At 61.0% G+C, this 13,052-nt stretch carries 13 protein-coding genes; 7 read left to right on the top strand and 6 right to left on the bottom strand.

Annotation, left to right across the window (positions count from 1 at the left end; translation table 11 throughout):
• Nucleotides 1-43 precede the first annotated feature (43 nt).
• A complete protein-coding gene (locus ACOZ9V_RS11725) occupies nucleotides 44-829 on the top strand; it encodes a hypothetical protein (RefSeq protein WP_434590226.1) in 786 nt (261 codons plus the stop codon).
• On the opposite strand, the gene ACOZ9V_RS11720 is transcribed toward ACOZ9V_RS11725, so the two are convergent.
• Together ACOZ9V_RS11720 and ACOZ9V_RS11715 are read right to left on the bottom strand one after the other, a co-directional pair.
• A complete protein-coding gene (locus tag ACOZ9V_RS11720; RefSeq protein WP_434590223.1) occupies nucleotides 813-1,181 on the bottom strand; it encodes a hypothetical protein in 369 nt (122 codons plus the stop codon). The genes ACOZ9V_RS11725 and ACOZ9V_RS11720 overlap by 17 nt on opposite strands.
• A gap of 108 nt (nucleotides 1,182-1,289) precedes the next feature.
• Nucleotides 1,290-2,003, bottom strand: coding sequence for an aspartate/glutamate racemase family protein (locus ACOZ9V_RS11715; protein WP_434590221.1), 714 nt, complete (start codon nucleotides 2,001-2,003; stop codon nucleotides 1,290-1,292).
• A 110-nt stretch (nucleotides 2,004-2,113) separates the two neighbouring features.
• Here ACOZ9V_RS11715 and ACOZ9V_RS11710 point away from each other — a divergent pair, with 110 nt between their 5' ends.
• The 4 genes from ACOZ9V_RS11710 to dctP all read left to right on the top strand — a co-directional run bounded on the left by ACOZ9V_RS11710 (nucleotide 2,114) and on the right by dctP (nucleotide 6,631).
• Nucleotides 2,114-3,151: a LysR family transcriptional regulator gene (locus tag ACOZ9V_RS11710; protein ID WP_434590218.1), complete on the top strand. Its 1,038-nt coding sequence runs from the start codon at nucleotides 2,114-2,116 to the stop codon at nucleotides 3,149-3,151.
• Nucleotides 3,151-3,645 (top strand): TRAP transporter small permease, encoded by a 495-nt coding sequence (locus ACOZ9V_RS11705; protein WP_434590215.1) that lies wholly within the window; start codon nucleotides 3,151-3,153, stop codon nucleotides 3,643-3,645. The genes ACOZ9V_RS11710 and ACOZ9V_RS11705 overlap by 1 nt, the downstream gene beginning before the upstream one ends.
• The gene (locus ACOZ9V_RS11700) at nucleotides 3,642-5,240 is read left to right on the top strand and encodes a TRAP transporter large permease (protein ID WP_434590212.1); all 1,599 of its coding nucleotides are present in this window, start codon (nucleotides 3,642-3,644) and stop codon (nucleotides 5,238-5,240) included. The genes ACOZ9V_RS11705 and ACOZ9V_RS11700 overlap by 4 nt, the downstream gene beginning before the upstream one ends.
• 110 nt (nucleotides 5,241-5,350) lie before the next feature.
• Nucleotides 5,351-6,631, top strand: a complete 1,281-nt coding sequence (gene dctP, locus ACOZ9V_RS11695) for a TRAP transporter substrate-binding protein DctP (protein WP_434590209.1) — start codon at nucleotides 5,351-5,353, stop codon at nucleotides 6,629-6,631.
• 496 nt (nucleotides 6,632-7,127) lie between these two features.
• Here dctP and ACOZ9V_RS11690 read toward each other — a convergent pair whose 3' ends face one another.
• From ACOZ9V_RS11690 to ACOZ9V_RS11675, 4 genes are all read right to left on the bottom strand, one after another.
• Nucleotides 7,128-7,496 (bottom strand): hypothetical protein, encoded by a 369-nt coding sequence (locus tag ACOZ9V_RS11690; RefSeq protein ID WP_434590206.1) that lies wholly within the window; start codon nucleotides 7,494-7,496, stop codon nucleotides 7,128-7,130.
• A complete protein-coding gene (locus tag ACOZ9V_RS11685) occupies nucleotides 7,493-8,194 on the bottom strand; it encodes a VC0807 family protein (RefSeq protein ID WP_434590204.1) in 702 nt (233 codons plus the stop codon). The genes ACOZ9V_RS11690 and ACOZ9V_RS11685 overlap by 4 nt, the downstream gene beginning before the upstream one ends.
• A 31-nt stretch (nucleotides 8,195-8,225) precedes the next feature.
• The gene (locus ACOZ9V_RS11680; protein WP_434590201.1) at nucleotides 8,226-8,831 is read right to left on the bottom strand and encodes a TetR/AcrR family transcriptional regulator; all 606 of its coding nucleotides are present in this window, start codon (nucleotides 8,829-8,831) and stop codon (nucleotides 8,226-8,228) included.
• 455 nt (nucleotides 8,832-9,286) lie between these two features.
• Nucleotides 9,287-10,060: an IclR family transcriptional regulator gene (locus ACOZ9V_RS11675; protein WP_434590198.1), complete on the bottom strand. Its 774-nt coding sequence runs from the start codon at nucleotides 10,058-10,060 to the stop codon at nucleotides 9,287-9,289.
• 24 nt (nucleotides 10,061-10,084) lie between these two features.
• Between ACOZ9V_RS11675 and ACOZ9V_RS11670 the strand changes: the two genes are divergently transcribed.
• Both ACOZ9V_RS11670 and ACOZ9V_RS11665 read left to right on the top strand, forming a co-directional pair.
• Nucleotides 10,085-11,515: a lyase family protein gene (locus ACOZ9V_RS11670; protein WP_434590195.1), complete on the top strand. Its 1,431-nt coding sequence runs from the start codon at nucleotides 10,085-10,087 to the stop codon at nucleotides 11,513-11,515.
• Between the two features lie 2 nt (nucleotides 11,516-11,517).
• A complete protein-coding gene (locus tag ACOZ9V_RS11665) occupies nucleotides 11,518-12,882 on the top strand; it encodes an MFS transporter (RefSeq protein WP_434590192.1) in 1,365 nt (454 codons plus the stop codon).
• The last annotated feature ends 170 nt before the right edge of the window (nucleotides 12,883-13,052 follow it).

Raw genomic sequence — 13,052 nt, 5'->3', positions numbered from 1 at the left:
GTCTTTTCGACTGACAAGTTTGTTTGCTGTGTGAGGGAGTTCTGTGACCGAAGGTTCGAGGTTTGTCGCGACCACCAGCTATTCCGGAAGCGCGTTCGATCGTGAGTATTCGGTAACGGCGAAACATACTCCCTGGAAGACGACGGTCACAGCGGTCTCTATCGATGATGTCGAGTATCCAATCGGTCGGCGATCTTCGGCAGGCACCGAGAACGAGCCTGAGGTAGCCGTCCGAGCGAGTGGATGGCTGAAGACTCGACTCAAAGTTCATCGGCGGACCGAGATCGGATCGATGCCTCCGCGGGAAGAAATTCATGTGACGAGTGCGGCGATGGGCGGTGCCGGTGAGGTCGAGGTCCGGAAGGACCTTGATGTTGTGCCATTGGTGCCCGAGGCCGGCAGTCGTTCAGAGGCGCGTGAGCGTCGACGGGCGGCGCATCCGGAGAGATACGCCCTGTTCTCGGGGCTGACGATGCTGGTTCGCTTGTTGCTTCCGCTGCTCGGTCTGGGCTCGTTGTTCGCTTGGCTGTTCGACCCGATCATGAGGTGGATGACAGACCACGTATTGCCGTTGTTCGAGCCGTTCGCCCAATGGCTGCAAACAGTCTTCGCCCCGGTGGGCAGGTTCCTCGAGTGGTTATTCAACCTGCTGTTCGGGTGGATCCCGGACATCTCCCTGGGAGTCCCAGACTGGATGACTACCACCTTGCGGATTGGGATGCTTGTCCTGCTGGCCTATTTCGCCAGTCGCAGCAATCTCAAACGGCGACAGAAGAAGCTCGAAGAGGCTCGGATACCGGAATCAGTGGGATCTAGCGAACCTGAATAATGATGGCGACGATGGCGGTGGCAAGGGCGAGGCAGATGCCAAGTGAGAGTAAGCCCTTCCACCACCAGCGCATGTTCTTGATCAGGCCGACCAACGACGTCACGACCAGACCGAGGACGAGCCACCCGAAAGTCACCGGCAGGCCGATGAGGAATCCGAGGAACTCAATTCCTTGTCGTTCGGTTTCAAAGCAGCCGAAGCCCGCACCTTGGCAGGGATTGCCGACCGCTGTATCGGACGCCAGCAGCCACGTGATGAAGAAGATGACGAAAGCGACGAACCACACGCCGAAGACGACCAGAAGTGGACCCCACCGATCGATTCCCGTTCTCGGCGGGATCTGAGTTGTCATGAGCTGACTGTAGTCCGGAGAGGCTCTCTGCGGTAACCCCTAGAGCATCAGCGGTCGGGGAACTTTCAGGAAGGTCGGCTTGGACTATAGGGCAGACCCAGGCAGCAATCATGCTTGAGCGAGTGCGGGCTCCTCTGCCATCATCCATTCCACGATTGCAGCGACGTGCGCATCGACGGAATCGATGGCCGGCAGGGGAGCGGTCTCCGGTGGGACCAAGAGACCGATTTCAGTGCAAGACAGGGTCACCGCGTCGGCACCGCGAGCCTTGAGATCGTTCATGATTTCGATGTATCGAGCGCGTGAGGCATCGGTAAAGACACCCTGGGTGAGTTCGTCCCAGATAATCTGATCGACCTCGAGGCACGTTGCCTCATCCGGTACCAGAGTCTTGATGCCCTGGGCTTCGAGCCGGCCGGTATAGAAGTCTTCGAGCATCGTCCATCGGGTGCCCAGAACCGCCAGCCTCGAATAGCCCTGGCGCTTCGCCATAGTCGCGATCGAATCGACCATGTGAATGAGCGGAGCATCGACCTGCGCCTCGATCGCCGGGGCGCATTTATGCATGAGGTTCGTGGCAATTGCAACGGCCTCGGCGCCGCCGTCGACCAAACGCTGTGCCGTCGCCACGAGCGACGCGTCATTGCCCGCCCAATCGTTGGCTTCCTGTAGCTCCCGGATATCTGCGAAGTCGCATGAGTCGAGGAGGATCTGCGCCGAATGGTGACCACCGAGCTGTTTCGCCACGGCATCATTGATCTTCGTGTAGTACTCGATGCTCGAATGCCAGCTCATTCCACCCAGCAGACCGATCCTGCGCATACTTCCACTCCTTAACTCACCAGTCAATTCACGACGATTACTTCCAGTGTGGTGCGCATCATCTGCCTTCGGTAGACCCAGTTCCCTCTGCTCTGACATAAGCTGGACTTATGGCTACTGTCTTCGAACAGGCTCTCGACCTCGGTGAGCCCAAACGCCTCCTCATCTTCGGCGCCATCGCCGAATCCGGCAGCATCGGTGCCGCCGCACGCGCCCTCGGCTGGTCCCAACCAGCGCTGTCCCAACACATGAACGCGCTGGAGAAAGACCTCGGTGTCACCCTCTTCGACCGCACGCCACGCGGCATCCGACTCACCACTGCCGGCCAACTCGCTCGCATCCGCGCTGGCGAGGTGGCCGCCTCGGTGACGGGACTGCGCAGCGACCTCGCCAAAGCCTTCGGCCTCGGCGGACGCAATGTGCGTCTTGCCGGATTCCCGAGCTTCGTCATCGGCCCCCTGGCCGCAGCTCTCGGCCGGTTAGAGGCAAACGCGGGCACGCAGACGGACTCACCACTTCACCACTCCTACGAAGTCTCCGAGGCTGAACCGCCCGAAGCACTTCGTCTGCTCGAGGACGGTGCCATCGACATCGCCTTCCTCTTCCATCACGAAGACGAAGCCCCACTCGAGCTGGCCGGACACATGACCGTCGACCTCGGCGCCGACCACCTCGACCTTCTCGTGCCCGAACGCTGGAACCGTGCCGGGCAGATCCAACACCTCAACGATGTTGCCGAACTGCCGTGGATCATGGGATGCGTGCGGTGCCGATCCACTGCTGAACGCCTGTGCCGCACCGCAGGTTTTGAACCCCGCACCCGGCACATCACGGACAACCCCGGCGCCATCCAATCTCTTGTCTCCAACGGACTTGGTGTCGCGCTGCTGCCTCGCAGCGCCCGCCGCTACTCACAAAACCCAGGAATCGACCCCATCGCCCTTGCTGAGGCCGGCGCCCGTCGCGTCACCGCGATGATCCCCGACGGACTGGCAGACGCCTCCGAAGTTGTCGACCTGATTGAAGCGCTGCGAGCTGCCGACGTCACCGGCGGTGGGGCTGGTGTCGCAACCGGCGTGGAAGCAACGGAAGCCTCAAACATTGCACGCGCAACGAGCACCTCGGCCGACGGCTATGGTGACTCCTGATGAGCACGTTCACCAAAGTTTTCGATAGGTGGCTGACCGTCACCACGGCCGCGGCGATCATCGTGATGATGCTCCACATCGTCACCCACGCACTGGCCCGGTCGATCTTCCACGCCCCGCTCTACGGCACCAACGAGATCGTCGAATACTGGTACCTGCCAATCGTGGCACTCCTTGGCATCCCGGCCGCGCAGCTGCAGAAGGAACACATCACCGTGACGATGGCCATCGAGCGGGCGAAGCCTGCCACCGCCGCAGTGTTCACGGTCTTCGCCTGCGTCCTCGGTGCGCTCGTCTCCGTCGCCTTCGCCTGGTTCGGATTGACGAAAGCCCTGGAGAACACGGCGATCGGTTCGACCGCCGACGTCTCCGCCGTCATCACCTGGCCCGTGTATTACCTCGTGCCGATCGTGTTCGTGCTCCTCGCCGTGCTCTACATCCTCGACGCCATCGCGGTTCTCCGCCGCCGCAGCCAGGTAGGGGAGGAGCGTTGAACGCGAACACCGACCTCACCGGCGCTCCCCTGCCCCCAGAAGACTCAAACAGCGCGAACAGAACCGGCGCACCGAAGCCAAACACCACCGCGCTCTTTCCCACAGGCTCCCGCCGCGAACGCCCAGGCGCACTGGCCCTGACCATCGGATTCGGGCTCGTCGCCGTCTGCCTCATCGGCCTCTTCACCAGCCCATCCGCCGCCATCGGAGGCGCTTGGTGTATCGGGATGATGCTCGTTCTGCTCTTCCTCTCCGTACCGGTGGCCATCGCGCTGACGGTGCCGTCGATCATCGGCGTCTACGCGGTGTCCGGCATCCCGGCGACAATGAACATTCTCTCCACCGCCCCGTTCAGCGCCGTCTCGGACTGGTCGATGAGCGTGCTCCCCATGTTCATCTTCATGGGCATGCTGCTCACCCAATCCGGACTCTCCGGCAAGATCTACCGCGTCGCCGACCACTGGTTCTCCTGGCTGCCCGGAGGCATCGGCATCGGCACCACCTTCGCCGGGGCAGGCCTGTCGGCAGTTACCGGCTCGACCATCGGCATGACCTACGCCCTGGGCCGAGCTGGCATCCCCGAAATGCTCAAAGCCGGCTACGACCGCCGCATGGCCGTGGGCACGATCATGGTCTCCGGTATGACCGGCAACCTCATCCCACCCTCGATCCTCATGGTCGTCTACGCTGGCATCGCCTCCGTGCCAGTCGGCCCCGCCCTCATGGCCGGAGCCGTCCCCGGAATCCTGCTCGCCGTGTGCTTCGCCGCCTTCATCTTCGCCATCGGAGTCATCGCCCCGAAACTTGTCGGCCGCGGTCAGAACGCCCAGACCGCCACAGACACAACAGACGCAAACACCACTCGCCCCACAACAACCTGGCGCGACCGCTTCACCTCGCTGACCGGCGTCTGGGGCTTCGCGGTCATCCTCGTCGTCCTCTTCGGCGGCATGTTCTCCGGCATCTTCACCCCCACCGAGGCCGGAGCCGCCGCCGCACTCTGCTCACTCCTGCTGTGCCTGTGGGAAAAACGAGGGGAACAACCGTGGCGCAAGGTCGCGGATTCGGCAATGGATACGGTGGCGGCCACCTCGGCGATCTTCTTCATCATGATCGGCGCGACTATGCTCACCAGCCTGCTCGCCATCACCGGACTCGCCCCCATCCTCACCGGCCTCATCACGGACCTCGGGCTGTCGCGGATCGGATTCCTGCTCGTCCTCATCGTCCTCTACATCGTCATGGGCATGTTCTTCGACACCCTGTCGATGATGCTGCTGACCATCCCGATCCTCCTGCCCACTCTCGAGACGATGGGCGTGAGCCCGCTGTGGTTCGGGGTCTTCGTCGTCCTCCTCGGCGAGTTCGCCATGGTCACCCCGCCGGTCGGCATCATCCCCTACATCGTCCACTCGATCGCGAAGAACCCCGAGGTCAACCTCGGCGCCACGGTCACGCTGCGCGATATCTTCATCTCCCTGCTGTGGTTCCTGCCCGTCGTCGTCATCTTCCTCATCCTCATGGTCGCCGTGCCCGGAATGACCGAATGGCTGCCCGATCTCATCAGCCGCACCAGCGGGGGAATGTCCGGATAATCCTCGCCGAGGCGGCCCCACCCGACCCATGTGAGCGGAGCCATGGTGAGGGTCACCTCAGTCGGACGTAGAATCAAAGGGAATTCTCAGCTTTTGTTCAAAGGAGTCCCATGGGTCGCATTCGTCCGTCCGCAGGCCAATCCGCCAAGGCCATCGCAGCGGTCGCATCGCTGGCACTGTTGGCCGGATGCGCCGGATCCGTCGGCGGCGACGGTTCGGGGTCCGGAGACTCCACGGGGGAGGGCTTCGCCTATGACGCCTCCCAGGACGAGATCGATGAGGCCCTGGCCGACCTCGACCCGGTGACGATCAAGTTCCAGCCGTCGGCGATGTCGGAGAAGTCGATCCTCGCGCCGAACGGTCTCGATGTGAAGAAAGCTATCGAGGAACGCTCGGGCGGGAAGATCACCGTCGACATCGTGTGGGGACAGGCGATCGCCAGCTACGAAGACGTCGATGACGCTCTGGCCGATGGCCGCGTCGACCTTGCTTTCACTCTGCCGTCGTACACCCCGGCCGAGTACCCGGCCTTCGACGCGACCGGCACGGCCATGTCGACGCTGCCGTCCTCGCCGGTGGCCAGTGACCTGGCGGCGAACGCGGCCGGTGTGCAGGCGGCGTGGGAGACGCCCGAGGTGCTCGAGGAGTTCGAGAAGAAGAACCTCGTCCCGCTCATTCCGATGCTCGCTGCCGGTGGGTATTCGACGATGTGCTCGAAGCCGATGACCTCGCTTGATGACTGGAAGGGCAAGCAGGTGCGCGTCGGTTCGGCGGCTGCCGGCAAGCAGATGACCGACTTGGGCGCGACTCCGGTGTCGCTGTCGTTCCCGGAGACCTATGAGGCGCTGCAGCGCGGAACCGTCGACTGCGACCTCGGACAGCTGGCTCCGAACGTGGAGGCCGGCACTTTCGAGGTGGCCCCGAACATCGGTGTCGCCTCGGATGCGGGCATTGCTCGTTCGGCCGGCGCGATCACGGCGGGGAAGAAGTATTCGGAGCTGCCGGTGGCGTACCAGCAGGTCATCTTCGACTCGATGTCGACGACGTTTTCCACGATGATGGAAGTTGTGATCGGGGCGAAAGCTCAGGCGGTTGAGCAGGCGAAGGACAACGACGGTTCGGTGGAGCCATTCGCCGATGACGTGCAGAAGCAGATGGCGACGTACGCGAAGGAACTGTCGGACACGACCGCCGAGAAGGCGGGCGTCACCGACGCGCCGAAGACGCTGGGCGATGCTGGAAACGAATGGGCGAAGTCCGTGTCTGACCTTGGTTACGACGACAAGGGCGACTTCGCCTCACTCGACGAGTGGTACCCGGAGGATGCTTCGTACGACAAGCTCGGCGACGAGCTGTTCGAGAAGGTCATGGCCGAGCACCGGCCGGAGTGACTGCAACCGATAGCCACAGTGTTAACCGAGTCTCCCCTGCCTTTAGCGCGGGGGAGACTCGGTCTGTCCGCGCTACTAGCGGGTGCTCCACTCTATTGCTGAACCCCAGATTCCATCGACGTGCTTGCATGTGCACCGAATATGGACGTATGTCGGTTTCTGACTTCTGATCTGGTGCAGTTTCTTATCTGTACCTGCTTGGCACGCAATCTTTGAGCTGTAGAGCTGACTCCAACTGGCTGCTTGCGCGGGGGCGGCCGTCAATGTGCCGCCCAATACGATTGCGGCGGCCGCCGTTGTGGCGGTCAGAATCCTGCGAATAGACATCAGTGACTCCATAAGATCGGATTCAAAGTCAGAATGGACTCTACTCAAATACTGTTCCAGCCGCTGATCACGCCACGCTTGGGTATTCGGCTAGTGCACATGCGCTTCTTCGGGGATGCCCCTGTGATCCTTTGCTGCAGCTGAATGCAACGAATCGAAAACCCGCGAGTCAGCGGACTTGAATGATGATGGAGACAATCGCCGTGAAGATGACTGAGCAGATCACCAGGGACAGCAGTCCCGAGAGCCACCACCTCAGTTTGGTGAACCGGGTGACGAGAGGCGTCACAATCAATCCGAGGATGAACCAGCAGATCGTGGCCGGCAGTCCGATGAGGAACCCGAGGAATTCTATCCCCTGTCTTTCCGTCGGGAAGCAGCCGAATCCTGCGCCCTGGCACGGGTTGCCGACAGCAGTTCCAGAGGCCAGGAGCCACGCAACTGCGAACGCGATGAATGCGGCGACCCACGCACCGAGGATGAAGAGGTGCGCACCCCATCGATCGAGTCGCGAATTCTGCTGTCTTGAAGTCGTCATGACTCGACCTCCGTCGGGTGGGCGAGGCGCTTCGCCCATGCTTTGGTTCCCTGAGTGACAGCGACGAGCATGGCGACCATGAGAGCGATGCCGATCACGGGTACAAGGTCGAGAGGAATCGTATAGGCGAGAACCACTCGTGCCGCGGCATCGATGACGAATGCGAGACCCCACCCGACGGTCATCAACCTCAACACCCGCCGGAACTGTCGCGACGACTGCCAGTTGTCGTGCCATTGCTGCCTGGTCTCGGGAGGGAGCAGCGGCAGAGTGACGGCGAACATGAACGGTTTCGCCATGAGGAGGGTAGCGAGAATCCAGAGCCCCGCGACGGCGGTCAGGTAGCGTTCACGGGCAACGAGTAGTCGGGGATCCCCGGTGAGGAGCCCGACAAGAGTCCCGACGACCAGCAGGCTGAGCGTAAATAGCCCCGGGCCTTCGATTCGTTGGTGGTGAACCAACCCAATGCCCAGCCGAACGATCGGCACGATACCGCTGAGAATGAGAGCCCACCATTGGTCGACGCCCAGCGCCCGAAGACCATAGAACACAGCCAAAGGAAGGGCGATGTCGATGACAATGGTGAGGACGAAATTCTTTCGCGTGGCCGGTTGGCTGCCGGGTTCAGGATCAGAGCCGTCGGCAGGGTCTGATGGTGAGCTCGTCGCGTTACTGAGTCGGTCATTTCGGAGCGTCAAAGCTGAATCCTTTCATCGACTCGCGGGCGATTCAGCGGCGAGTTGAGTCCAATGCGAGCGAGATGAGCTGGTGTTGGTAGGCAGTGAAGTCGAAGTCGGGAATCGACACGATTGACCTGGCTGCGGCATCAATCGATGCCCGAATGATGATCGCCAGCGATTGAGCATCGAATTGACCGAACTCGCCCGATTCCTGCCCAGAACGGAGGAGGCCAGCGAGGTGGTCGGTCACCGGGTCGACCGGCTTCGGATCGTCAAGGCCTGGTCGAATGTTGGCCATGACTTCCATAGCGGCGCGAACTCGTCGCGGCTGCTCGCGAATATATTCCAGGTTGGCTTCGAGGTAGCCGCGCAGTGCTTGAGCAGAGGACTCAGCCGAGTCGATCCGCTCGCCGATGAGGCCACCGACTGTCGAGTAGAGATCGGAGACGACGGCGATGAGCAGTGCCTCCTTGTCGCGGAAATGATAGGTGACGACTCCTTTGCTGACCCCAGCCCGGCGAGCAATCTCACCGATGGTGGCGCCGGCGAAGCCGAGTTCACACAAAGCGTCGACGGAACAGCTGATGATCTGCGCACGTCGCTCGCTGCCCGCCTTGTTTGTCCGACTCTGCCGTTCGGTCGAAGTTGTCGCCATACAAGAAAACTAGCACGATCGTACTAATAATGCACGAGAAACCTTCTAGGGCATTGAAAGTGCGTTCTCGGATCTCCGAATCCGGCCAAATCCCGACCTGTCCATGAACATCGCCGTCGAGTTATCGATCAGAGGACTCGCCTAAAGTCTCTTGTCTTAGTCGAGGTGAGCAGCCGGCTCGGGGATAGCAGTCTCTAGCCACCTGAGCAGACCTTCCAGTCTGATTCGGAGCTCCTCCCGCGGCAAGTTGAGGTCGAGTGTCCGGACTCGGTTGTGACGACATGGGCAGCTTCGCCTCACCCGACAAGTGGTACCCGGAAGTCGCTTCGTACGACAAGCTCGGCGATGAGCTCTTCGTGAATGTCATGGACGAACGCCGACCGAAGAGCTGTAAACAGCGCTCTCGGGCTCGGCCAGCAGTTCGAGAGCCACTGTATCCAGATCGAAGTCCGTCGTCAGGCGTGCCTTTGACGGGTGGATTTAGCGCCCATCTTTGCGCTGACGGCGCTTGCCGCTCTGGTAACCAGAGGTCCGACTGTGTTAATTCGATCAAGGATCCGTGCAGATGGGCCGGAGACGTTGATGACTCCAACGATCTGACCGAGGCCATCGCGAATCGGAGCGGCTGTGGAAGTCAGACCGACTTCGATCTCCTCGGAGGCCACGCTGTATCCTCGTCGCCGGTCGGCCTCCGTGCGTTCCAGCACCGTTTGCACGTCTCGCGGTGCAGCTGGTCCGACATTGTCATCGCCCAGATCTCGGGAGACCAGACTCTCAATGTGTTCGTCATCGCTGTCGAACATCAAGGCACGACCAGAGGCCGTGTAGTGCAGGGGAGACCGGCGCCCCACCCAACCGCCTGCCTGCAGTGATTGCCTTGACTCCTCGCGAAGAACGGTCAGTGACCGATTTCCCTCCTGCACAGACAGGAGCGAAACCTCCCCGGTCGCGGCAACGAGCTGTTGCAGAATCGGCCGGCAGACTCTCACCAGGTGGTCGTCCCCGGCTCGTGCCGCCAGAATTCTGAGATGCCAACCCAGCCGATACTGGCGAGTGGACTCATCCTGTTCCAGCAAACCTCCGCGGGCCAGAGATTTGAGCATCCGAGACACCTGACTGCGTTCACGGCCGACCGCAGCGGCTAACTCGGAGACTGACTTGGTCGCACTATTCGGGTCTTCGAACGCCAGTAGCAGGGAAGCTACTCGCTCGGCGGTTGTGTCTGCCACTTCACGTCCTCATCTCTCGATCGTATGTTGCCAATCTTCCGCCACTCTAGCGCGAATCTGTCGAAGTATTGCTGTGAGAGCAACAGCAATTGCTCTAAGAGCCACTCAATTCCTAAGCTCGGCGTGTCCCAGAACACAAAGAAGCGGAGTGAAGAGATGGAATCTGTAGATGCACAGTCGGATTTGCAGAGCGGATATGCCACGCCTGAAAGCGAAGTCCTCTACGGAAGACAGACACAGCTTGGCGTCATGAACTTCGGAACCCCGAGGCGCCGGTTCGCTGACGTGCCGGCACTCATCCGAAGCTATGCCCATGTCAAAGGTGCAGCTGCCAGCGCCAACTTGACGCTCGGCGTCCTCGACTCCACGAGAGCTCAAAGTATCCAAGACGCTGTCAGCGAAATTCTGGCTGGCCGACACGATCAGCAGTTCCCGACTGCGCTGGTACTCGGCGGCGGAGGAACGACCTCCAACATGAACGTGAATGAAGTCATCGCCAATCGTGCCAGCCAGCTGGCCGGAACCGACGTTCACCCCAATGACCATGTCAACGCCTCTCAGTCCACCAACGACACTTACCCGACGGCCATGGCTCTCACTGTGCTCGAACTTTCGGCGCCTGTCGTGGCAGCGGTTGAAGACCTCATCGCTGCACTTGAGCGGAAAGCGACTGAGTTCGCTGAGGTTCGGCGTCTTGGACGCACCTGCCTGCAAGATGCCGTCACCCTCACCGTCGGCCAGACACATCAGGGTCAGGCCACCGGCCTGAAGCGAGGAGTGACGTCGTTGCAGGAGGCGCTGAAGGAACTGACCGCGGTCCCACTCGGGGCAACCGTCCTCGGCACCGGTATCGGAGCGCCCGAGGGGTACAGTGAACTGGCAGTCGCAGAACTGTCCCGAACCACGGGCCTGCCTCTGACCGTCAATGACGACTTCTTCGACGCTCTGGCGCATCTTGACACGTACGCAGCCGTCGCATCAGCCGTCGCCCGGATCGCAACGCTCATGGCCAAGATCGCCGCGGACTTCCGGCTGCTTTCCTCCGGTCCCGGGGGAGGTCTTGCAGAGCTGACATTGCCGGCAGTCCAAGCGGGGTCATCGATCATGCCGGGGAAGATCAATCCTGCAATCCCTGAGTTCGTCATGCAGCTGAGCTACCGGATTCGCGGCGCCTCCCACACGGTCGAGGCAGCTGTCGCCGCCGGTGAGCTCGAACTCAACGTTATGGAACCAGTCATCGTCGACGCCCTCATCGATATGTTCGACGATCTGACCGGGGCTGCCACCGTATTTACCGAACGCTGTGTCAACGGCTTGGAATGGAACGGCCAGCGTCTGGAGTCAAACGCTGACGAAGGCTATGACAAGTGGGTGGCGCTTGCCGCCGAAGAAGGATACGACGCAGCTGCTGCACAGGTGCGTTCATCCCGCGCTGCGAAGACTCAGGGGGTCTGACAATGAGCACGACCCCAATCCAATACGAAGATGTACCGCTCAACCGGTTTCATATCCGGGTGGCTGCGGCAGGTTCTGGAGGTCAGTTCAGCGACGGGTTCGTTCTCGGCATCATCGGTATCGTGATCACCTCTGCGACCAACGCCCTGAATCTCACGCCTTTGCTTATCGGAATGCTCGGTGCGGCAACTCTTGTCGGCCTTTTCCTGGGGGCCATCATCACCGGGCCGATCGCCGACCGCATCGGACGATCCGCAATCTTCCGATTCGACATGCTCGTCATCGCCTGTCTCTCGCTCTCGCAGTTCTTTGTGCAAGAGTCCTGGCAGCTGCTCATTGCGCGGCTCCTGATCGGGCTGATGCTCGGCGCCGACTATGTTGTGAGCAAGACGCTCGTGACAGAACACGCGCCACGGCATTTTCGCGGTCGGCTGCTCAGCATGATGGCAGTGGCTTGGGCCGCTGGCTACGTGTTCGCCTACCTCGTCGGATTCCTCATCTCCCACATCGACGGTGAGTCCTGGAGGTACATGCTCATTGCGAGCGCCATCCCTGAACTTCTCGTTTTCAGTGTCCGACTGGGAGTCCCAGAATCGCCGTTGTGGCTCGTGCGACACGGAAGGGCGGAAGACGCAGCCGCAGTCGTTCGAAAGGTCGCTGGGGCCGACGTTGCTCCACCCGCTGCGGACATGAGCGGTTCGTCGGAGCGAACGCAGTCTCGTTACAAAGTGCTCTTCAGCGCTCAACACCGTCGCCGTACTGTCGTTGGTGTGGTGTTCTACGTCTGCCAAGTCATTCCATACTTCGCCCTCGGAACGTTCTCTCCACTGGTGATGGAATCACTGGGAGTGACGAACAGCTTGGCCGGCGGAGCACTCTACAACATCTTCCTTCTCACCGGAGCGATCCTCGGCATGGTCATCGTCGATCGACTCAGTCGCCGATCATTCCTCATCAGCACATTCTTCACAGGCGCGGTCTTCCTCACCGCTCTCGTGTTGCTCGCCCCTGTGAGTCCAATACTGGCGGTTGTTCTCTTTGCCTGCTTCGCGCTTGTTCTCGCAGCTGCGGCGAACCTTGAGTTCATCTACCCGCCAGAACTGTTCCCCACCGAGGTGCGGGCCTCGGGGCTGGGGATCGTCACCGCCGGCAGTCGAATCGGATCCGCTGCCAGCACTTTCCTTCTGCCATTGATCGTTGCCGGAGCCGGGATCAATACGGCACTGTTCTCCTGTGTCGGAATTCTCCTGATTGGCGGCATCGTCTGCTATCTGTGGGCACCGGAAACAGCGAAGGAATCCATCGCAGACCTCGATAAGAAGTCGGGAGACAGTCTCAGCAACACCTCGGTGAGCGGAAGCCGGTGACGTCTGTCCTCTGATCGCTGATTGGAGAGAACATGTGGCGGCCGCATTCGGAACGTACAGTTCCGGGTGCGGCCGCTTTCTTGGATTCGCAAACAATCAGTCGGAAGCGCCTGCATTTCGAGTTCGACTTACAGAAACCTTCAAGCCAGGCGACACGAATGAATCCCCTG

It is taken from the genome of Brevibacterium sp. 1718 (assembly GCF_051131255.1).
In the GTDB taxonomy this organism is placed as follows: Bacteria; Actinomycetota; Actinomycetes; order Actinomycetales; family Brevibacteriaceae; genus Brevibacterium; species Brevibacterium sediminis.
This window is presented reverse-complemented; position numbering and strand designations above follow the sequence as displayed.